This is a genomic window from Sunxiuqinia rutila (genome assembly GCF_050589705.1).
In the GTDB taxonomy this organism is placed as follows: Bacteria; Bacteroidota; Bacteroidia; order Bacteroidales; family Prolixibacteraceae; genus Sunxiuqinia; species Sunxiuqinia rutila.
The window spans coordinates 216,680-236,723 of record NZ_JBNGOT010000003.1 but is presented as its reverse complement, the minus strand read 5'-3'; the positions used below and the strand labels follow the sequence as shown (position 1 = coordinate 236,723).

18 protein-coding genes are annotated in these 20,044 nt (G+C 44.5%); 10 read left to right on the top strand and 8 right to left on the bottom strand.

The genetic code is table 11. The features are described from left to right. Window positions 1-411: 411 nt before the first annotated feature. From floA to ACRD6K_RS04675, 4 genes are all read right to left on the bottom strand, one after another. Window positions 412-1,392 (bottom strand): flotillin-like protein FloA, encoded by a 981-nt coding sequence (gene floA, locus ACRD6K_RS04690; protein WP_299584408.1) that lies wholly within the window; start codon window positions 1,390-1,392, stop codon window positions 412-414. Then, on the bottom strand, window positions 1,392-1,865 hold the full coding sequence (locus ACRD6K_RS04685; protein ID WP_299584411.1) for an NfeD family protein: 474 nt from the start codon (window positions 1,863-1,865) through the stop codon (window positions 1,392-1,394). The genes floA and ACRD6K_RS04685 overlap by 1 nt, the downstream gene beginning before the upstream one ends. Window positions 1,866-1,875: 10 nt before the next feature. Beyond that, entirely contained in the window at window positions 1,876-2,157 is a 282-nt protein-coding gene (locus tag ACRD6K_RS04680; RefSeq protein WP_299584414.1) for an ATP-dependent Clp protease adaptor ClpS, read from the bottom strand. A gap of 67 nt (window positions 2,158-2,224) precedes the next feature. Further along, entirely contained in the window at window positions 2,225-3,532 is a 1,308-nt protein-coding gene (locus ACRD6K_RS04675; protein ID WP_430972263.1) for an SPOR domain-containing protein, read from the bottom strand. 163 nt (window positions 3,533-3,695) lie between these two features. Between ACRD6K_RS04675 and bcp the strand changes: the two genes are divergently transcribed. From bcp to thrC, 5 genes are all read left to right on the top strand, one after another. Next, window positions 3,696-4,163 carry a thioredoxin-dependent thiol peroxidase gene (gene bcp, locus ACRD6K_RS04670; protein ID WP_299584420.1) on the top strand — a complete coding sequence of 156 codons (468 nt, stop codon included), beginning with the start codon at window positions 3,696-3,698 and terminating at the stop codon, window positions 4,161-4,163. A 1-nt stretch (window position 4,164) separates the two neighbouring features. Then, window positions 4,165-5,187 carry a recombinase RecA gene (gene recA / locus ACRD6K_RS04665; RefSeq protein ID WP_299584466.1) on the top strand — a complete coding sequence of 341 codons (1,023 nt, stop codon included), beginning with the start codon at window positions 4,165-4,167 and terminating at the stop codon, window positions 5,185-5,187. 123 nt (window positions 5,188-5,310) lie between these two features. Next, the gene (gene thrA / locus ACRD6K_RS04660; RefSeq protein ID WP_430972262.1) at window positions 5,311-7,740 is read left to right on the top strand and encodes a bifunctional aspartate kinase/homoserine dehydrogenase I; all 2,430 of its coding nucleotides are present in this window, start codon (window positions 5,311-5,313) and stop codon (window positions 7,738-7,740) included. A 14-nt stretch (window positions 7,741-7,754) separates the two neighbouring features. Continuing rightward, on the top strand, window positions 7,755-8,969 hold the full coding sequence (locus ACRD6K_RS04655; protein ID WP_430972261.1) for a cofactor-independent phosphoglycerate mutase: 1,215 nt from the start codon (window positions 7,755-7,757) through the stop codon (window positions 8,967-8,969). Window positions 8,970-9,078: 109 nt separating this feature from the next. After that, window positions 9,079-10,380: a threonine synthase gene (thrC, locus tag ACRD6K_RS04650; RefSeq protein WP_430972260.1), complete on the top strand. Its 1,302-nt coding sequence runs from the start codon at window positions 9,079-9,081 to the stop codon at window positions 10,378-10,380. Window positions 10,381-10,496: 116 nt separating this feature from the next. Here the strand turns inward: thrC and ACRD6K_RS04645 are convergent, their stop codons facing one another. The 4 genes from ACRD6K_RS04645 to ACRD6K_RS04630 form a co-directional block, all read right to left on the bottom strand. Beyond that, window positions 10,497-11,081, bottom strand: a complete 585-nt coding sequence (locus ACRD6K_RS04645; protein WP_430972259.1) for a methyltransferase family protein — start codon at window positions 11,079-11,081, stop codon at window positions 10,497-10,499. After that, window positions 11,081-12,412, bottom strand: coding sequence for an SO_0444 family Cu/Zn efflux transporter (locus ACRD6K_RS04640; protein WP_430972258.1), 1,332 nt, complete (start codon window positions 12,410-12,412; stop codon window positions 11,081-11,083). The genes ACRD6K_RS04645 and ACRD6K_RS04640 overlap by 1 nt, the downstream gene beginning before the upstream one ends. 197 nt (window positions 12,413-12,609) lie before the next feature. Beyond that, complete coding sequence (locus ACRD6K_RS04635; protein ID WP_430972257.1) at window positions 12,610-14,025, bottom strand: NfeD family protein; 1,416 nt, start codon at window positions 14,023-14,025, stop codon at window positions 12,610-12,612. A gap of 118 nt (window positions 14,026-14,143) precedes the next feature. Further along, window positions 14,144-14,695 carry a lipocalin family protein gene (locus ACRD6K_RS04630; protein ID WP_430972256.1) on the bottom strand — a complete coding sequence of 184 codons (552 nt, stop codon included), beginning with the start codon at window positions 14,693-14,695 and terminating at the stop codon, window positions 14,144-14,146. 1,186 nt (window positions 14,696-15,881) lie between these two features. Between ACRD6K_RS04630 and ACRD6K_RS04625 the strand changes: the two genes are divergently transcribed. The 5 genes from ACRD6K_RS04625 to ACRD6K_RS04605 all read left to right on the top strand — a co-directional run bounded on the left by ACRD6K_RS04625 (window position 15,882) and on the right by ACRD6K_RS04605 (window position 19,991). Beyond that, complete coding sequence (locus ACRD6K_RS04625; protein ID WP_430972255.1) at window positions 15,882-17,168, top strand: P-loop NTPase family protein; 1,287 nt, start codon at window positions 15,882-15,884, stop codon at window positions 17,166-17,168. A 77-nt stretch (window positions 17,169-17,245) separates the two neighbouring features. After that, entirely contained in the window at window positions 17,246-17,413 is a 168-nt protein-coding gene (locus tag ACRD6K_RS04620; protein WP_430972254.1) for a hypothetical protein, read from the top strand. Window positions 17,414-17,493: 80 nt separating this feature from the next. Next, the gene (locus tag ACRD6K_RS04615; RefSeq protein ID WP_430972253.1) at window positions 17,494-18,210 is read left to right on the top strand and encodes a hypothetical protein; all 717 of its coding nucleotides are present in this window, start codon (window positions 17,494-17,496) and stop codon (window positions 18,208-18,210) included. Window positions 18,211-18,383: 173 nt separating this feature from the next. After that, the gene (locus ACRD6K_RS04610; protein WP_430972252.1) at window positions 18,384-18,998 is read left to right on the top strand and encodes a hypothetical protein; all 615 of its coding nucleotides are present in this window, start codon (window positions 18,384-18,386) and stop codon (window positions 18,996-18,998) included. Between the two features lie 174 nt (window positions 18,999-19,172). Beyond that, window positions 19,173-19,991, top strand: coding sequence for a metallophosphoesterase (locus tag ACRD6K_RS04605; RefSeq protein WP_430972251.1), 819 nt, complete (start codon window positions 19,173-19,175; stop codon window positions 19,989-19,991). Window positions 19,992-20,044 lie beyond the last annotated feature (53 nt).

Genomic DNA, 20,044 nt, shown 5'->3' with positions numbered 1-20,044 from the left:
GAGTAGATCTCTATCTACCCTTTTCTAACCTAACTAAACCAATAAAACTAATCAAACCTAAACTTATGAAATAAAATCTACGACAAAGATATGTTGAAAAACACAAATATGTGTTAAGTGAACATTAAAGATATGTTAGAAAACATGTTTTTGGGAAGCGCTCACTTTTGAGCAAAAAAAAAGAGTAGATCTCTATCTACCCTTTTCTAACCTAACTAAACCAATAAAACTAATCAAACCTAAACTTATGAAATAAAATCTGCGACAAAGATATATCGAGAAAGCTGGATATGTGTTAAGCCAATGTTAAAAAACATGCTGAAGAACATTTTTTTATTATTGGATTATTCAAGAACAAAAAAATAGGCTGACTCGAATGAGTCAACCTATTTTCTTACAGGTATTTAACGCTTATTTTTTTCTGCCTTTGCTTTTTTCGTCGCCGGCAATGGAGTCACGCATGGAGGTGTCTGCCATAATGTTTTTGTACTTCATGTAATCCATGATGCCTAGGTTTCCGGAACGGAAAGCTTCTGATATGGCCAGTGGAACCTGCGCTTCAGCTTCAATTACTTTAGCACGCATTTCCTGAGCCTTGGCAATCATTTCCTGCTCCAAGGCAACGGCCATGGCACGGCGCTCTTCGGCTTTGGCCTGGGCAATGTTTTTATCGGCATCGGCTTGGTCAATTTGCAGTCCGGCACCTATGTTTTTACCGATGTCAATATCGGCAATATCAATGGACAGAATTTCAAATGCGGTACCGGCATCAAGCCCTTTGTTCAGTACAACTTTTGAAATTGAGTCGGGGTTTTCCAATACGGCCTTGTGGGTATGGGAAGAACCTATCGAGGAAACGATTCCTTCACCTACACGAGCCAGGATCGTATCTTCACCAGCACCTCCAACCAGTTGCTTGATGTTGGCACGAACCGTAACCCGTGCTTTAGCGATGAGCTGAATTCCGTCTTTCGCTACGGCAGCTACCGGAGGGGTATCAATTACCTTGGGGTTAACCGACATTTGTACAGCTTCAAATACATCACGCCCGGCCAGGTCGATGGCTGTGGCCATGTTGAAGGTTAAGTCGATGTTTGCCTTTTCGGCTGAAACCAAGGCGTGAACAACCATGTCCACCTTTCCGCCAGCCAGGTAGTGGGCTTCCAGTTTGTCGCGATCCAACTTTATGCCGGCTTTGGTTCCTTCAATCAGTGCGCGAACGATAACTGATGGTGGCACTTTCCTGAAACGCATCAGGAAGAGTTGCATGAGTGAAATACGAACACCTGAGACTAAGGCTGAAAACCAGAGTCCGATTGGGATAAAATAAAGAATGATTATAAGCAGGACAAAAATCCCGACAACTAATCCGAAAGTTCCAAAATATTCCATTATTCTTGATTTATTGGTTCAACGAGTACTTGTGTTTTATATACTTCAATGACTTTAATTTTTACATTTTGGTCGACAAAACCGGTGGCTGATTTAGCTTCCATGTTGAGGTTGTTGATTTTAACCCGGCCAGTAGGGGCCAACCGTCCAAGGGTAATCCCTTCGTCTCCAACCTTGATTTGTAGCTCATCAATTTTATCCACATGCCCGTCAATTTCCGAATTCAGCAATAAGCGCTGCCCGGACCGGGATTGAAACAAGCGATATACGATGATGGGAACAGCAATGATAACGAAAGCGAGGGTTAAAATTCCGGCTACGACTCCGTAAGCGTCAAAGGCCAAATATACACTGGCTCCGAGTAAAATGACTCCGCCAATTCCGGCGATGGTGATTCCGGGAATAACAACAAATTCCAAAAGTAGGAGTAGGATTCCCAGAAAAATGAGAAACAAAATAATTAGTATGGTCATTTATTTTTGCTTAATCAATGGTTGCTTTTAATTTTCGCTCCACCAAGGCCTTCTTCATTGGACTAAGATAAGTAAAACTTCCTTTCTTGACATCACATTTCCCCTTATAATGTGTAATAAGCGTGCATTGTGTAGCCTGTTCGGGATCGTGTTCGCATACATTCATCAAGGCATCAATCACATAATCAAAGCTATGATGATCATCGTTATGAAGAACGAGAAGGCGTTCGTTCTTTATCTTTTCCTTTTCATCCTTGTTGGTTTGTTTCTCAATTTTCTCTTCCGCTTTCATGACTTGGTATTATTTACTCCTATAAAAGTAATACAGATTCAGTTGATTTGCAGTCTGATTTTCGATTTTATTCGCCGGTTATTTGGCGGGCTTCTTTCAGAGGGATGCGCTCTCCATCTTTGTAGGCTGCAATAAATGCATCGCTAACTCCTTCGGTACGCACCTGTGATTGCATTTGCAGGGCATCCTGATAGGACTTTAGCTCGCCAACAGTGTAAACGGTAACACCATTTTCATCGGTGTATTGATCAATACGACGGATAACCGATAGCTTTTTGAACAAGCGTTGTACCCACTCGGGAGGGGTACGGCTGTAGGCGCCAATCTGAATTTTGTACACAGCTCCGGTGCTGACAGCTGCCGGTTCTTCCGGAGTTAAATTTTGAACCAGGCTATCCGGAAGTACAAGTGGTTTCTGAGCTTCCAGCTTTTCCAGTCGTTTGGCTTCTTTTGCTTGAATAATGCTGTCCTCCATGGCCTGTATCTTTTCGCTAAAGGCGTGACGGGTCTCGGGGCTGGCTTGAGCCCAGTAATCCTTTTCACCCAAACGTGCCTGAGTATAATTTTGGTTAATCAGCTGGCTTTTGGTGTAGCTTTCTTTTTCGAGGGCGAGTATGGCGTTTGCAATTTCTTCTTTTTCGCCGGCAAAGGCTGAGTTGTATTTTGCACGAAGCAGGTTGGCTTCCTCGGTCAAATTGTGCAACTCCTGCTCTGCTCGCCAGCCGCGAACAAATGCCTGGAGCGAGCTGGCACTGTTGAACTGGTCAATTTTTAGGTATTTTATCGTAGAGTTGACCTGGAAATGAATCAGGCTGTCTTCAAGTCCTGCCGGGATTTCCACTTCTTCGGGTTGCAACTCGACAACTTCCTCAATCGGTGTTGTTGGTTCTGTTTGTTCCGCTTCGTCCTCTTCTTCAGGTGTTGAAAATGGATTGATTTCTTGTTCACATAAGGCTTTCAACTCTTCCAGTTTGGTGTTTTTCTTTTCCTTTCTACGAGCATTATCGTCAAACTGGTTGTAGTAATTCATCGCCTCCGAAAAATTGTCTTTCGCATGGTAGCATTGTGCCAGGTAGTAAAGACTCATTACGGGCGTTTTCTCACCAAGGGAAGTTTCCAATGCGGTTTGAGCCTGTTGGTTGAGTTGTTCGGTTTCAACCAGGCACATGCCTAAATAGTAGTTTAACATTTTGTCTTGAGGATAAAGATGAACCAAATCCTCAAAGTATGGAATGGCTTCCGCATATTGCCCGTTTTCAACCAGGTTTTTGGCTTGTTGTTCGGGGTCGTTTTGGGCATGAACCGTTTTTTCGAATAAACCGGGGTTAAGCACAAACAATAAAAGAAAGGCAGTTGTTTTCAAAAATGATATCATGTCTTGGCGCATATTTGTTAAATCGTTTTCGATATAAAATTACAAAAATAGTTGAAAGCTAATTTTTCTTTAACTGTTTAGTTTTTGTTAGCTTTTCACGCGAAATTAATCTGATATTTATCATTAATTCAAGTATATTTGTCTAATTAAATAAAAAAAAAGTATGGGACTGTTGCAAAAAGGTGATGCGGCTCCTGATTTCAAGGGGCTTAATCAAAACAATGAAACAATTTCATTATCGGACTTTAAAGGGAAAAAATTAATCTTATACTTCTATCCTAAAGATAATACTCCCGGCTGTACGGCTGAATCCTGTAATTTGAATGATAACTACGATGCCTGGATTGCCAAAGGCTACGAGGTGGTTGGAGTTAGCCCGGATGGGGTAGAATCGCACAAGAAATTTGCCGATAAATTTGGTTTTAAATTTAACCTAATTGCAGACACAGAGAAGGAGATTCTGCAGGCCTATGGTGTTTGGGGCGAAAAGAATATGTATGGACGGAAATACATGGGCGTACTTCGCACAACCTACGTCATTGACGAGCAGGGAATTGTAGAAGAAGTTTTTCAGAAAGTAAAAACAAAAGATCACACAAATCAAATAATCAAAGCGTTAGACTTAGAATAGCATGGCAAAAGAAGATTCAAATGTGAATAAGGAAAAGCTGAAAGCACTTCAGCTTACAATGGATAAAATTGAAAAAAGTTACGGCAAAGGTTCAATCATGAAGATGGGCGAACGGGTCGTTGAAGATGTCCCGGCAATTTCCTCCGGATCAATCGGACTGGACATTGCTTTGGGAGTTGGTGGATTTCCTAAAGGTCGGATCATTGAAATTTATGGCCCGGAATCGTCGGGTAAAACAACCCTGGCCATCCACGCTATTGCTGAGGCCCAAAAGGCAGGCGGCATTGCTGCAATCATTGATGCGGAGCATGCTTTTGATCCTTACTATGCGCAAAAACTGGGCGTTGACACCGATGAACTGTTGATTTCGCAACCGGACAATGGCGAGCAGGCTTTGGAAATTGCCGATAACCTGATACGTTCGGGAGCTATTGACATTGTTGTGATTGACTCGGTGGCAGCTTTGACTCCGAAAGCGGAAATTGAAGGTGAAATGGGGGATTCCAAAATGGGTTTACAGGCGCGTTTGATGTCGCAGGCTTTGCGTAAGCTTACGGCAAACATTAACCGCACCAAAACCTGCTGCATCTTCATTAACCAATTGCGTGAAAAAATTGGAGTCATGTTCGGTAACCCGGAAACGACAACCGGTGGTAATGCGCTGAAGTTTTACGCTTCGGTTCGGTTGGATATCCGTCGGATTGGACAGATTAAAGATGGCGAAGATGCAATCGGTAACCACACACGTGTGAAGGTGGTCAAAAACAAAGTGGCACCTCCGTTCCGCAAAGCAGAGTTCGATATCATGTATGGCGAAGGAATCTCGAAAGTTGGTGAGATTATTGACTTAGGCGTGAACTACAACATCATTAAGAAAAGTGGATCATGGTTCAGCTATGGTGAATCCAAGCTTGGCCAAGGACGTGAGTCGGTGAAAAATATCTTGCGCGACAACCAGGAACTGGCTCATGAATTGGAGACCAAAATTTTTGAAGCAGTAACTACGGCTGCTGCAGAAGTTTAAAAAAATAGCATATACTGCAGTCAGGTCTGGATGAGGCGAAAACTGCTTCATCCGGATTTTTTTTTGTGCTAATCACAAACGGTTAGAATCAGGAATAGAATAGCAAATTATCAAGATAAAGGTATGAAAGTGTTGAAATTTGGAGGTACTTCCGTTGGAAGTGCTGAAAACATCCGAAGGGTGAAGTCGATTGTAAAAGGTCAGCAGGACGATGTGATCGTCGTGGTTTCTGCTTTAGGCGGAATTACTGACAAGATATTGAACGCAGCGAAAATGGCCGTCATGGGAACGGAATATTTCAACACGGAACTTACCGAAATTACGGAAAGACACGAAGAAGTTGTCGAAGCTTTATTTTCTGGTGACCAAAAAGAAGAAGTTAAAGAGGAAGTGAGCAAGTTGCTCGATGAATTGTCTAAAGTTGTCCGCGGCGTTTACCTGATTGGCGAGTTGACGCCCAAAACGATGGATAAAATAGGCGGTTTTGGCGAACGATTGTCTTCTTACATTATCAGCCAGTTTATTGATGATGCCGAGTGGGTTGATTCTTCCCAGCTGATAAAAACCGATAGTGCGTTTGGCCGTGCCATGGTTGACTTTAAGTTGACAAATAGTGGCATACAGGCTGCATTAAATGATTTTTCAGGTGTTTGTGTGGCACCGGGCTTTGTGGCTTCCAACAGCGCCGACGAGTACACAACCCTTGGACGCGGTGGCTCGGATTATACCGCTTCCATTTTTGCCGCTGCACTGAATGCAAAAGTGCTGGAAATATGGACCGATGTGGATGGCTTCATGACCGCCGATCCGCGTGTGATTCGGAAAGCCTACACCATTGAGTCGCTGAGTTATTCCGAAGCAATGGAGCTGTCGCATTTTGGGGCGAAAGTCATTTATCCGCCAACAATTCTGCCGGTTTACCAAAAAGGAATTCCGGTTCAGATAAAAAACACCTTAAAACCAGAGGCTGAAGGCTCGCTGATCCGCGAAAGTCAATCCAATGGCAAGGATCGGCCGATTAAAGGGATTTCATCGATTTCCAACATCAGCTTGCTTACCGTGCAGGGCTTGGGAATGGTGGGTGTTGCCGGTATCTCCATGCGTTTGTTTGGCGCTTTGGCACGCGAAAACATCAATGTTATTTTGATTTCGCAGGCTTCGTCCGAAAACTCCATCTCTTTTGCGGTGGATACTTTCAAGGCTGAATTGGCCGAGGAAGCCATCAAAATTGAATTTGAGCGTGAGATTGCCGCGGAGCAAATCAGCAATGTAGAAGTGGAAAGCGATCTTTCGATTGTGGCCATTGTGGGCGAAAATATGAAACACACCACAGGCATTGCCGGGAAACTGTTTCATACCATCGGAAAGAACGGGATCAACATTATTGCCATTGCGCAGGGCGCCTCAGAGCTTAACATTTCCTGGGTGGTGAAAGATTCAGACTTGCGGAAAACGCTGAATGTGGTGCACGAATCGTTCTTCCTGTCTGAAAATGTTGAAGTAAATATTTTTATGCTGGGCATCGGCCTGGTAGGAGGAAACTTGCTGAAGCAGATTCAGCAGCAACAGGAGAAGTTGCTGAAGGAAAAACACCTGAGGCTGAAGTTGGTGGGAGTGGCCAACTCCAAAAAGATGTTGCTTGACCGTGATGGAATTGACATCGAGTCATTTAAAGAACGTTTGGATGCCGATGGACAAACTTCAGGCTTGGAAGCTTATAAGCAGGCCGTGGTTGACATGAATATTTACAACTCGGTTTTTGTGGATTGTACGGCATCCAATGATGCTGCCGATTTGTACGCCGACCTGTTGAATGCCAATGTTTCCATTGTTACGGCGAACAAGGTTGCTGCCTCTTCGGAGTATGATAACTACTTAAAGCTGAAAAAAATAGCCAAGCAAAAAGGCATTAAATTTTTGTTTGAAACCAACGTTGGTGCCGGCTTGCCAATTATAAATACCTTGAATGATTTGGTGAATGCCGGTGATAAAATACAAAAAATTGAAGCCGTTCTTTCCGGAACACTGAACTTCATCTTCAATACCATTTCGGCTGATATTCCAATGAGTCAAACCATTCGGATGGCCAAAGAAGAAGGCTACTCAGAGCCTGATCCGAGAATTGACCTCAGTGGGATTGATGTGGTTCGTAAGCTGCTGATTCTGGTTCGTGAGTCGGGCTACCGGATTGACAAGGATGATGTTACCATTAATAAGTTCATTCCGGATGAATTTTTTGCCGGAAGCATGGACGACTTCTGGACGGGCATTGCCGGTCTGGATGCAGACTTTGAAGAGCGTCGCAAGGTACTTGAAGCCGAAAATAAATGCTGGCGCTTTGTGGCTAAATATGAAAACGGACAGGCGGAAGTCGGCTTGCAGGAGATTGGGATGGGCCATCCGTTCTACGACCTGCAGGGCAGTAACAACCTGGTGATGTTTACAACAGAACGTTACCATGAGTTTCCGATGATTATTAAAGGATACGGAGCTGGTGCTGAGGTAACTGCTGCCGGTGTTTTTGCCGATATTATCCGGGTTTCCAATATCTAAATACCAGTTTGGTTATGAAGTACATTATTGTTTTAGGCGATGGGATGGCCGATGAGCCATTGGCTGACTATGGTGGGAAAACTCCATTGCAGCTGGCCAAAACCCCAATGATTGACCAACTGGCCAAGCGCGGATGCTGCGGACAATTGATTACCGTTCCGGAGCACATGCACCCGGGAAGTGAGATTGCGAACCTGTCGGTGCTGGGCTATGACGTGCCCAGCGTTTATGAGGGGCGCGGAACTTTGGAAGCGGCAAGCATGGGAGTGCAGCTCGAAGAAGGCGATCTGGCCTTACGCTGTAACTTGCTGACGGTTGAAAACGAAACAATCAAGAATCATTCGGCTGGACATATTCCAAGTGAGGAAGCTCACGAATTGATCGATTTTCTGAATGAAAAGTTAGGCTCGGAACGAATCATTTTTCACAAAGGCGTGTCGTACCGGCACGTGTTGGTCATTAAAGGTGGAAAGAAGCAAATGGACTGTACGCCACCCCATGATGTTCCGGGGCAACCTTTCAAAAAACATTTGATAAAAGCCACCGACGAGCAGGCTGACGAAACAGCCGAATTGCTGAATCAGCTTATTGCCCGGTCGATGGAAATTTTGCCAGACCATCCCGTCAATCAAAAACGAAAAGCGGCAGGGAAGGAAATGGCAACAAGCATCTGGCCTTGGTCGCCGGGCTACAAACCTCAAATGCCAACCTTAAACGATTTGTTTGGCATTCAAAAGTCGGCGGTAATTTCCGCGGTCGACCTCATTCAGGGAATTGGCGTGTACGCCGGCATGAAGGTCATTCAGGTTGAAGGAGCCACGGGTTTGTACGACACCAATTACGAAGGAAAAGCCCGGGCAACGATTGATGCCTTGGCTGACCATGATTTGGTGTACCTGCATATTGAAGCCAGTGACGAAGCCGGACACGAAGGTGATGTGGAGCTGAAAACGAAAACAATTGAGTACCTGGATCAACGGGTGGTGAAATACCTGATGGAAGAAACCGCCAAGATGGAAGAGCCGGTAACCATTGCTGTTTTACCCGATCATCCTACGCCTTGTGCCACAACAGTGCATACCAAAGATCCGGTGCCATTTCTAATTTACAAACCGGGAGTTGAAGGCGATCAGGTGGAAACCTATGATGAGTTTAGTGTAAAAGCCGGAAGCTATGGCTTGCTTCGTGGTGCTGAATTTATGCGGGCTTTACTGCAGCAAAAAAGGTAAGCAGCTTCTTAGTTTCAAGTTCCAGGTTTCAAGTTCCAGGTTTCAAGTTCTGGGAATCAAAAAAATTAAAATCGAATGTCTGGTGTCTGACATCTAACATCTAACAAAAATGAATTATTACAGTACCAATAAAACCATTTCAGGAGTATCCCTGAAAGACGCAGTGGTTAAAGGGCTTGCCGATGATAAAGGGCTATTTATGCCCGAGCGGATTGAGCCGTTTCCAACATCTTTTTTTGAAACGATTCACCACCTGACGTTTCAGGAAATCTCGTTTGAAGTGGCCAAGAAATTTTTTGGTGAAGATATTCCGGAAGCTGACCTCAAAGCCCTGGTTGATGATACCCTCAACTTTGACTGCCCGGTGGTTCATGTCAATGATAACATCTATTCGCTGGAGCTGTGGCATGGCCCAACACTTGCGTTTAAAGATGTGGGTGGTCGGTTTATGGCCCGTTTGCTGGCTTATTTCTTAAAAGACAAGCAAGAGAGGGTGAATGTACTGGTGGCGACTTCAGGAGATACCGGAAGTGCTGTTGCCAATGGCTTCTTGGGCGTTCCGGGCATTCATGTGTATGTGTTGTATCCCAAAGGCTTGGTCAGCGATATTCAGGAAAAACAATTTACCACTTTGGGGCAAAACATTACGGCCCTTGAAGTTGAAGGAAATTTTGATGATTGCCAGCGCCTGGTCAAGACGGCCTTTCTGGATGACCAGCTGAAAAACAGCCTGACACTGACATCGGCCAATTCGATCAATGTCGCGCGTTTTCTGCCACAGGCTTTTTACTACTTCAATGCTTATGCGCGCATGCGGCAACGAGGCATGACGGAAGATCTGGTGGTTTCGGTACCCAGTGGCAACTTTGGGAACCTGACAGCTGGTTTGTTTGCCAAAAAAATGGGTTTGCCCATCAAGCGCTTTGTGGCAGCTAATAATGAAAATGACATTGTCTATTCTTATTTGAAGAGCGGAAAATACGAGCCACGGGAATCTGTTGCAACCATTGCGAATGCCATGGATGTGGGTGATCCCAGTAACTTTGCGCGAATCCTGGATTTGTATGATCATTCGCATGCGGCTATTCAGGCTGAAATGCATGGCTACCGCTATTCAAACGAGCAAATTCGGGAAGTGCTGAGTGAGGTTTACCACAAATACGGGTACCTGACCGATCCGCATGGAGCAACAGGCTATAAAGCCCTGGAAGAAGATTTGCTGGATGGCGAAGTGGGAGTGTTCCTGGAAACAGCGCATCCGGCCAAGTTTACCGAAACCGTTGAGCAAATTATCGGTAAAGGAAAAGTTCGTCTGCCCGAAAAACTGGAAGAATTTATGAAGCGCGAAAAACTGTCGGTTGCCATGAGCAAAGACTTTAAGGATTTTCGCAGCTATCTTTTGAAGCAATAGGATCTTAGGGAAAGATTCCTTTGGAAGTGAACAGCTCGTTCTCTTTTGAGCGAAAGGCAATCAGCCAACAGCTAATCCGGTCAGCCCGGAAAGCTGCAAACTGTGAAGCGTTTCAATCAGAGGTAACGGGCTGTTTGTTTACAGTACTGTTGGTAGTCGCTGGTAAAACTGGAAGCCATGTATTTTTCCTCACTAAGGATGATTAAATGGTGAGCGAACAGCGAAAACAGGCTAAAGACAGCTACACCGATGCTTGGCACAAGCAAAAAGCAGGCGGTGAAAAAGAAAAAGAAACTGGTGTACATCGGATTCCGGCTGATGCGGTAAATGCCACTGGTTTGCAAAGCATGGTCTTTGGTGGGCAGCCCCACGCGCGTAAAAATGCTCATGGTATAATAAGCCGGAATAAGCAGTAAGTTACCTGCCAGTAGGAAAATCAGGGCAAGCAATTGCTGAACCTCCGGAATTTCGTTTTGAATAAGCCAGGGGAAATAGCTGAAAAACGAGGATGAAAAACTGGCTGGCAGTAAAATAAACAGTAAGAAGCCTGCGGTGAACTTGGCAGGGTAAAAAAGCCAGCTGTTAATGCTGGGTGTACCCATAGCGCCTTGCCCGTTGCGTAAAAGCTGATAGCCCAAAAAGGCCGTTGCCAGCAGCGGAAAACTGCTTAAACTAGTAAGTGCTAGCTGAAGAATCGACATTAAATTTCTCCTTTGTATTGGTAACCAATTTCGTTAATGATCTTTTCAATCTCGTCCAGGTTGATTTTTGTTCCTTTGACCTGAACTTCTGATGTGTTTTTATTGGCAAAAACTTCGTCCACACCTTCCAGCTTCAACAGGTTGCGGGTCACGCTGGCTTCGCAATGCGAACAAGTCATGCCCTCTACCTTTAGTTTTGTCATATTTACCTGTGGAACTTTTTTGCCTTTCTCAAAACGCTCGTAAAAATAACCAAAAATCAATGAGCCAACCAATAAAACCGAAGAGGAAACCTGCAGCCATTCAGGCAGCATTTCATGCTCACCATGTTCATGAATATGCACAATATGGCTTAGGATCAAGTCTGATGGGATGAGCCAGTTGGTGAGCAGTCCAAACAAAACTGCGCCGCCAATAATGGTTCCCAGGTAAACAAACAGCGATTTGCGACCCATGGTGTTGCCAATTACGGTCATGGTGGCCACATTGGTTGCCGGTCCGGCCATCAGGAAAACCAGTGCGGCTCCCGGCGAAACGCCTTTCATAAGCAATACGGCAGCAATGGGGATGGACCCGGTGGCACACACATACAGCGGAATAGAGGCGGCCAGAATAATGAGGATTTCCAGGATGCCCCAGCCCTGAAAGCGACTGAAAAAGTCGTCGGGAAGAACCACGGAAATCAGCGCAGCAAGCAAAAAGCCGATGATCAGCCATTTGGCAATGTCCTGAAGTAATTCGATAAAGGCGTAGTGAGTGGCTCGCATAAAGGTATTTCCCTGACGAGCCGGTTGCTCATGGCAGCCACAGGCTTCATCCTGACAGCTGGCACCACTGGCCGATCCGCCTTTTTTGCCCATTGCTTCGGTGTCGAGCTTAAAGCCGGCAAAGGGGTTTTTAGGGGCGGCAGGTTTATCTTTCACCAGCCAGTTGGTTAAAATCCCGCCAACAATGCCGGTTACAAAAGCTACGATGGGGCGCAAAAGGGCAAAGGGCCATCCCAGCATGGAGTAGGTGGCAAAGATGGAATCAACGCCGGTTTGGGGTGTCGAAATCAGGAAGGAGTTGGTGGCTCCTTTGGAAGCTCCGTTTCGAAAAAAGGAGATGCCTGTTGGAATCACTCCGCAGGAACACAGGGGCATCGGAATCCCCAGTAACGACGCATTGACCGCTGACTTGGTGTTTGACTGCCCCATGTAACGGGTAACTTTCTCTTCCGGAAAGAATACTTTTAACAAGCCGGCAAACAGCAGGCCCAGAATCAGCCAGGGAGCCATCTCGTTCAGTAAATAAATAACTTCATTCAGGTAGTTTATTATAAAATCAATCATCACGTGTCCTCGATTTATAGTAAAAACAAAATTAGAATTGTTTCGGTTTTAAAAGGAGTTCAGCAGCTAAAAAGTTTAAGGTATTCAGCTATTTATTTTTGTGGAAGTGTTGTGCTTGTTGGGGGGGGCAGGCTGGAGGAAAGAAAAGTGGGAGCAGTATCGGCTTTTGTCTGGCTGATGCTACTCCCACCAATATTTTAAGATGTTTTTTCAACGTAGAGCTGGGCCGATTCCGTGCGGATGACCACAACTTCATCGCCGCGGTCAATCATGCCCAGGCTGGAAACAGCATCGTATATTTTACCATCAATCTTCACTTTTCCCGAAGGGCGTAAAACGGTGTAAGCGGTTCCGGTTTTTCCCACCAAATGAATAAAGCTGGTGTCAACGCCCACAAATCCCTGCTCTTTTTCCTGGGTTGAATGCAGCGACAGGTTTTTAAAGGCTCCCGAGTTGGCGGTAAACAACTTTTTACTGATGACCAGACTGAGCATAAACCCGCCGAACAAGGCCACAATAACCGTGGTGAGGGCCGTCAGGATTTTGTCCGGATGTACGCCGTCAAAGTCGAAGTTGATGTTGTCAATCAGACTCAACACCAGGCCGGTGAAGCTCAGTGTAATTCCGAGTAGTCCGGCCACGCCAAAGCCGGGAATGACAAAGATTTCGAGCGCAATCAGAATAAGTCCGACGATGAAAATCATGATTTCCCAGTTGGCCGCCAATCCTTCGAGGTAGAGTGGGGCGAAATAGGCAAAGGCTGCGGCTAGGGCGATTATCAGTGGGAAACCGATGCCCGGCGTTTGCATTTCAAAATAAATACCGCCTAAAATGGCCATTATGAGTAAGCCGGAAACCATCGGGTTAACCAGGAAACCAATGATTTTCTCGAGGAACGTAGGGCGGTATTCCACCAGTTCATAATCTTTTACTCCGGCCATTTCCAGAACTTCCGGAACACTGTTGGCAATTCCCTGGCAATAGCCGTGTTTCATGGCTTCGCTGGGGGTAAAGGTGAGTACTTTGCCCGTATCGATGATGCCAGGAATGTAAACACGTTCATCCACCATGGCTTCGGCAATCTGAGGATCGCGGAACCAGCGAAAAGTCGTGTCCTGTCCGCTGATAATGGTGTCGCCACCATGCGCTTCGGCTGTGGCCCGCATGGTCGAGCGCATGTACGACTGGTATTTGTCCGGCATTTGTTGCCCGGTTTGATTAACCACGGTGGCCGCGCCAATGGAGCCGCCCCGACGCATGAAAATACTGTCGCAGGCAATGGAGATCAGGGCCCCGGCACTGGCGGCATTGTTGTCAATAAAAACGTATACCGGAATGGGGCTGTTGAGTATTTTGGTACGAATGGAGTCGGCGTCAATCACCGTTCCTCCGTAGGTATTCATGTGGATCAGAAACAAATCCGCCTTCAAACTGTCGGCCTCCTGAAAGGCTTGTTTGGTTTGGCGCCAAGTGGCCGGCATAATGTTCTGCATGATGTTAAGCTTGTAAACCAGCTTCTTCGGGTTTACCCGGGTTGAATCGGTTTCCTGTCCCTGGCTTCCGAATGAAAATGCGAAAAGCAAGATGAGCGTGTAGATGAGGCCTGATCTCATGATTTTAGTTTTTTAGAGCGTTTTTCCAAAGTTAAGTAATTTTCGTTTGCGATGCTTAGGCTTGTTTGTCCTTGCCGGTAAAGGTTGCGCCTGTTAACGGTTTTTTCAGGAAGCCGGATCAACTTTCGGACGGTTTAGCCGGTTGGTTTTGTGGTACTTTGAACAACTTGCTGGTGTCGTAGCCTCGCGCAGCCGCCTTATCAACCAATTGTTGGTAGGTTTTCTCATCCAGCTGTGGGGTGCGGCTTAAAATCCACAAATAGTCGGGAGTGGAACTTCCAATTAAGGCGTACTGGTAATCCTCGTCCAGCTCCAGCACATTGTATGCAGCATAAAAAAACAGGAAAAAGGCCACTTTCAATTGACCGGGCTCATCCGGATTCGGAATTTTGGCTTTACCCACAGCTTCTTTGTAGGGGCCATCCAATGTATTTTTATAACCGGCATTGACGACCTTAATTTTGCCGTCGTCGCGCAGCGAGTAGGTGGCGGTAACGCCCACCAGGTCTTTTTCAAACGAATGCTGAAAGCGTGCAATTTCGTGCCAGGTTCCCAGGTAGCGATCCAAATCCAACTGCTTGACGGTCGATTGATCAATTACGGATTGTTTGGATTGGCAGGAGAAAAACAAGGCGAATAGGACTAAAAAACCAGTTGTTTTGCTTGGCATACGGTTTGTTTTAGGGGTTCTTGATTGTCCTTAAATGTACGTATTTTTTTGTTGGCAAGTGAGGATTTCACGCGAAGTATGGAGCTTATTGAGTAGGTGACTCCAAGTCACCTGCTCAATAAAATGGACACCAGCGGAGGGCTTCACGCTATTCAGTGGATTGCCAGTAAGGCTTCAGTCCAGCCTGCCAGTAAGGGCTTCACTCTAAGTGAAGCCCTTACTAGAAACCCTAACTAGAAAATGTCCAAGTCCGTCGTTTTTAGTTGAAACACCGGACCGACAAGTTCAAACACTCAGCCGGGCAGTTCAAACACCTGGCGGAGTGGTTCAAACACTCAAGCGAGCAGTTCAAACACAAAACCGAGCAGTTCAAACGCGTAACCGACGAGTTCAAACACAAAACCGAGCACTTCAAACACACAGCGGAGCACTTGAAACACAATTCCGAGCGGTTCAAACGCTACTTTTTTGGTCGGCTGAGTATCCGGACCACTTTTTTCGGTGTGCGGACCACTTTTTTTAGTGTTCGGACTGCTTTGGAGAGTCTTCCAAGGCCTTTTTTCGGTGGACAAAGGGCTCGGCCCGATGCACCAGGCGCCCGGTTGGGTATTTTAAGCCAAAGGGAAACTGTTTGAAGGAACAGCTTGATAGGTCAAAGAGTTTCCAGAAGTGAATCCAGTGCTTTTGAGCGTCATTCAACCCCCGGAAGCGGTCTCCAAAGTCCGGGGTAGGGCCGTTAGGCGAATCGGTGCGATTGGGAAAATGCTCCGGCCAGCAGCCGGACGAAGCCAAACAACCAATTGGAGCCCATCATTATGAATATAAAAGGGGAGGGCGAAAGCCCACTGGCAGGCAATTGTTTTATGTTCTTCAGCAGGGGCTTGTTTATTAATGATTTTGAAATCCATTGAAAACAAAGGGCATAGCAAAGACTTAAAACCGCTTATTGCACCTTTGTTCGCGAACAAACAGCCTCCAGGCCCCAAAGCTGCCAATACACGTACTGTTTAGTTAACGAAAAGGCGTATCTTGGCGAGTTGGTGAGAATAAGCCTTAGGAGCTAGGGGGATAAACTGCTACCACGCGATGCAATCGCGCGTTAGCTTGGGGTACAAATATGCCCGCATATATTTACTTTTGAGCTATTTCAATAAGCAACTAATACTGAATAAATACTAATATCAATATGTATCAAACACATGAAGTCTTTGGAGTTTCGAATGAAATGATTGCAACTTACATTGAAAGACCAGATGTTGATGAATTGTTTGTTAAAGGTCTTGAGAAAAACAAACATATAGTCATCTATGGGGCTTCAAAGCAGGGGAAGACTGCATTGACAGCTAAGCACCTAGAAGAAAAGGATTACATTAAAGTTAATTGCTCGCCCGCATCAACAATTCAAGACTTATATAGTTCAATAGTCAGACAATTGAATATTGAAATTATTGAATCAAGAGAAGTGTCGCAAGAAGTTGGTGGAGAGATAAAAGTAGGTATTAAAGCGAAAGTTAAAATACCATTTTGGGGCTCAGGAGAAGCAAATGTTGAAGGAAAGGGAGTAACTAAAAAAAGAGACACGTCATTATATAAAGTTGTCGATTATAATCTATTCTTAGCTCAGGATTTATCTGAATTACTGAGGGCAATTGATTTTGACAAAAAGATCATTGTAGAGAATTTTCATTATCTAACAGAAGATAACCAGAAATTACTTGCAATAGATTTACGAATCTTTGATGATTACAAAATTCAATTCATTGTATTAGGAATATGGAGAGAAAAAAACAGACTAATTCAATTCAATGGTGATTTAGTTGATAGGCTGATTGAGATACCCGTTGAGCCTTGGGAAAGACAGCATTTAGAAGAAATTGTTAAAGAGGGTTTGCCTTTACTTAATGTAAGCTTTGAAAATGTTTTTGAAAAGCTTGTTGAAACATGCTTTGATAGTGTCGGAGTTTTCCAAGAATTATGCAAAGAGTCCTGCTATTCTGCAGGCATTAAGCAAACAGCTAAAGAAACAGTAAATATAAAATCTGAAAACATTCAGCAAGCGATTGAAAAAAAGCTTAGCGACTATTCAAGTAGACATATCCGTTGTTTGGAAGCATTTGTAGAACAGAAAGCCAAAAGTTCAGATGAAATTCCTTTGTATATTCCATATTATTTTATAAAAATATTGTTTAACGAGGAGTTTGAAGACATTACAAATGGTTTAAAACGTAGAGTTATTCAGGAGAAAATAAAAGCAGTCCATCATAGACCAGAGGATGTGAGACCTTCAGATATGGGGTATTTCTTACAAACTCTTGTTTCAAACCAGATTAAAAAATCAATTTCTCCACCGATTTTTGATTATGACATTGGAACTTCTTCTGTCAAGATTATTGATTCAACTTTTTACTTTTTTTTAAAAAATTGCGATAAAGAGGAAGTTTGGGAGTACATCCCAGTTCCTATTGGATTGTAAGGACCCCCTCCGCAAACACGGATTTGTAATCCCTGCCTTGGCTGGAATTTCTAAATAAAAACCTAAAAAATTAACTTATGACTATTATGCCTTTCCTTCCGATTATCGTTACTGCGATTGTTTATTTGTCCCTAATTGTTGGGATCCTTTATTTGATTTACCGCTGGGTGAGTAAGTTTATTGCCTTAAGAGAAGAGCAAAATGACTTGTTGCGGGAAATTATCAATAAATTGGAATCGAAATAAACAAGCAGCCCCCGCTGGCGCGGATTTGTAATCCGTGCCAGCGGTTGAGTTAATCAATAAAAAAACACGAACGAAACCCAATGCAGCTACTAAAAAGCCTTTTGCTAACCGGCTTTATGCTGGTTCTTAGTTTCAATGCTTTTGCACAACCTGCAAGCAAAAACTGGATGCTCTCGGTGGAGGGCAATTACTACAAATCGAAATCGAGTGAATCGAATCCCGGTTTTCAATTCAAGACCAATGAAAAGGAATGGCACCTTTCGATTAACGCTGAACGTTTCGTAACTGATCGTTTTTCTGTTGGTTTGGGCTTGGCACGCTACCATGAGAAAGCAGAAGAGAATACAACACAATTAGTGGTTGAAGCAACAGAAACGACGCTATATGGAACCTTCGTTGAGGCTGAAGCTACTCACTGGCAGCCGCGGATTTTCTGTAAATATTATTGGCCGGTGATCGGGCAGTTTTACCTGGTTCCTCGGTTTTCGGGAAGTTACGGAAGAGCCAAGGCCAATGCCTCGGTGCTCAGCAGCAGCAAAGTGTACCTTGATCCTGCCGATGGTTTATCCGAGATTGGGCCTGGCACGCAAACAAGCTGGGAAGGAAGTGTAAAGGGAAATCTGTTTAGCCTGGAGTTGGCGCCGGAACTGGCTTACTTTTTCGGCAAACGTTGGGGCCTCTCTGCATGTTTGGGCGGATTGCGTTATGACCAATTTGGCGGAGAACTGGATGTCTCGGATTGGACATTTAGTTTCAAACGTCAATATTGGAAACTGGGTGTGAACTTTCGGTTTTAATCCGTTCTACAACATGTACCAGTCTTTAACGCCAGGGTTAAACTAAAAACCAATAGCCTATGCAAACCCTATTTAAACTTACACTACACAAAATAATAATCGGGTAATTGGAGTATCACTTGGATATATTATCAATAAATAAAAAACAATCAGTAACAAATTCAACCTCAATTATGAAAACAATCACCACCCTTATGTGCTTCATTTTTATGAGCAGTTTATGCTTGGCGCAAGAGTCAGGAGATGCCAAGGCACCCGGCAAAATCGGAATTAGCTATTCTTCTTTTGGAACGAATGATGTTATTCGCTTCCAGGATTTGGATGGTGCAGGCAGTTATGACAGTGATCACTTTTTTACGCTCGGGCTTACTTATCTCCACCCAATTAAAAATGGGCTGTTTTTGGAAACCGGGTTCGAATATTCCGAACACACCCTTGTGGTGAATCCTAATTTGCCACCCGATATGGACGGTGAATCGTACCAAACGGACCTCACCCTGATCAATATTCCGATCACCCTTCGGACTAACTTTTGGAATTATTTCTTTCTGAATGGCGGTTTAATTCTTGATATTGACGCCTCCAGCCAAAGCAAAATTGATTCGCAAACGGGGATTGGCGGACTTCTCGGAATTGGGGCTAACTATGATTTTAAATGTGGCGCTTCAATTTTTGTAAATCCTTATTTCAAGGCTCATTCATTGATCTCTTTTTCGGGTGAAAGGTATGCGCAACGCTTGATGGAATCGGGCATTCGAATTGGGCTGACCTACGATCTGGGGAAATAAAAAGGTACTTGCAGACTTTTCTGTCAGCTAAGCTTTCACTGGCGCGGCTTTGTAATCCGTGCCCTGTCTGGAGGCTCAGGAATTGAAGCTGCCCTGATTTTTTGTTCGAAAACAGTGGATGAAGTCCTAAAATAGGCGTTCTTTGTCATCTGTATATTAACCTAAAAAAACACCATGAATTACCGATTTCAGAACTATCTGTTACTTGCCTTATTGGTCTTTGTTGTTTCCTGCACCGGAAAAAAGCAGCAGCCCTTTTCGTTTGTTCAGCTAACCGACACCCAGCTGGGGTTTTACGCGGAGGGCTATGAGCAGGATGTAGAAAAATTTAAACAGGCAGTCACGCAAATCAATGCGCTCAATCCGGACTTTGTCGTGATCTGCGGCGACTTGGTCAATATGGCCAACGACAGTTCTTTTTCCGATTTTAAAGGAGTTATGGCTGGTTTTACAATGCCCTGCTATGTGGCTGCCGGAAACCATGACGTGGGAAACACGCCCACCAGCGCAAGCCTGAGTTATTACCGGGAAACGATTGGAAAAGATTATTTCGAATTTGAGAACAAAGGCTATTCATTTATTGTCACCAATTCGCAATTGTGGAAAGCAAATGTGGAAGATGAATCCGACAAGCATGACCTTTGGTTTAAAGAAACACTGAAAGAACAAGGCCTTAAAAAGCAACCGGTGGTGGTTATCGGGCATTATCCTTTGTACACCAAAACGCCCGAAGAAGAGGAGGCTTATTTTAATTTTCCGTTAGATAAAAGGCAGGAGTTGCTAACGTTATTTCAGCAAAACAACGTTCGTGCTTACCTGTCGGGGCACACCCACCAGTTAACTATTAACCAGTACGACAATATTCAATTGGTGAGTAGTGAAACAACCAGCGTAAATTTTGATAAACGACCTTTCGGGTTCAGGCTTTGGCAGGCTACGCCCGATACCTTAACACAACGTTTTGTGCCCTTGGATGCTGAACTTGCGCAATAAGACAGGCCGGCCGATCCTTTACTTAATTGGCTTGGGGAAAGCTTCCATTTTTC

Bases quoted from the DNA above. Each gene is read 5' to 3' on its own strand.
- recA (WP_299584466.1), top strand. From the start codon at position 4,165: ATGGCAAAAGAAGATTCAAATGTGAATAAGGAAAAGCTGAAAGCACTT.
- bcp (WP_299584420.1), top strand. From the start codon at position 3,696: ATGGGACTGTTGCAAAAAGGTGATGCGGCTCCTGATTTCAAGGGGCTT.
- ACRD6K_RS04605 (WP_430972251.1), top strand. From the start codon at position 19,173: ATGAATTACCGATTTCAGAACTATCTGTTACTTGCCTTATTGGTCTTT.
- ACRD6K_RS04630 (WP_430972256.1), bottom strand. From the start codon at position 14,695: ATGCCAAGCAAAACAACTGGTTTTTTAGTCCTATTCGCCTTGTTTTTC.
- ACRD6K_RS04620 (WP_430972254.1), top strand. From the start codon at position 17,246: ATGACTATTATGCCTTTCCTTCCGATTATCGTTACTGCGATTGTTTAT.
- ACRD6K_RS04640 (WP_430972258.1), bottom strand. From the start codon at position 12,412: ATGATTGATTTTATAATAAACTACCTGAATGAAGTTATTTATTTACTG.
- ACRD6K_RS04655 (WP_430972261.1), top strand. From the start codon at position 7,755: ATGAAGTACATTATTGTTTTAGGCGATGGGATGGCCGATGAGCCATTG.
- ACRD6K_RS04645 (WP_430972259.1), bottom strand. From the start codon at position 11,081: ATGTCGATTCTTCAGCTAGCACTTACTAGTTTAAGCAGTTTTCCGCTG.
- ACRD6K_RS04680 (WP_299584414.1), bottom strand. From the start codon at position 2,157: ATGAAAGCGGAAGAGAAAATTGAGAAACAAACCAACAAGGATGAAAAG.
- ACRD6K_RS04615 (WP_430972253.1), top strand. From the start codon at position 17,494: ATGCAGCTACTAAAAAGCCTTTTGCTAACCGGCTTTATGCTGGTTCTT.
- thrA (WP_430972262.1), top strand. From the start codon at position 5,311: ATGAAAGTGTTGAAATTTGGAGGTACTTCCGTTGGAAGTGCTGAAAAC.
- ACRD6K_RS04675 (WP_430972263.1), bottom strand. From the start codon at position 3,532: ATGATATCATTTTTGAAAACAACTGCCTTTCTTTTATTGTTTGTGCTT.
- floA (WP_299584408.1), bottom strand. From the start codon at position 1,392: ATGGAATATTTTGGAACTTTCGGATTAGTTGTCGGGATTTTTGTCCTG.
- thrC (WP_430972260.1), top strand. From the start codon at position 9,079: ATGAATTATTACAGTACCAATAAAACCATTTCAGGAGTATCCCTGAAA.
- ACRD6K_RS04625 (WP_430972255.1), top strand. From the start codon at position 15,882: ATGTATCAAACACATGAAGTCTTTGGAGTTTCGAATGAAATGATTGCA.
- ACRD6K_RS04685 (WP_299584411.1), bottom strand. From the start codon at position 1,865: ATGACCATACTAATTATTTTGTTTCTCATTTTTCTGGGAATCCTACTC.
- ACRD6K_RS04635 (WP_430972257.1), bottom strand. From the start codon at position 14,025: ATGAGATCAGGCCTCATCTACACGCTCATCTTGCTTTTCGCATTTTCA.
- ACRD6K_RS04610 (WP_430972252.1), top strand. From the start codon at position 18,384: ATGAAAACAATCACCACCCTTATGTGCTTCATTTTTATGAGCAGTTTA.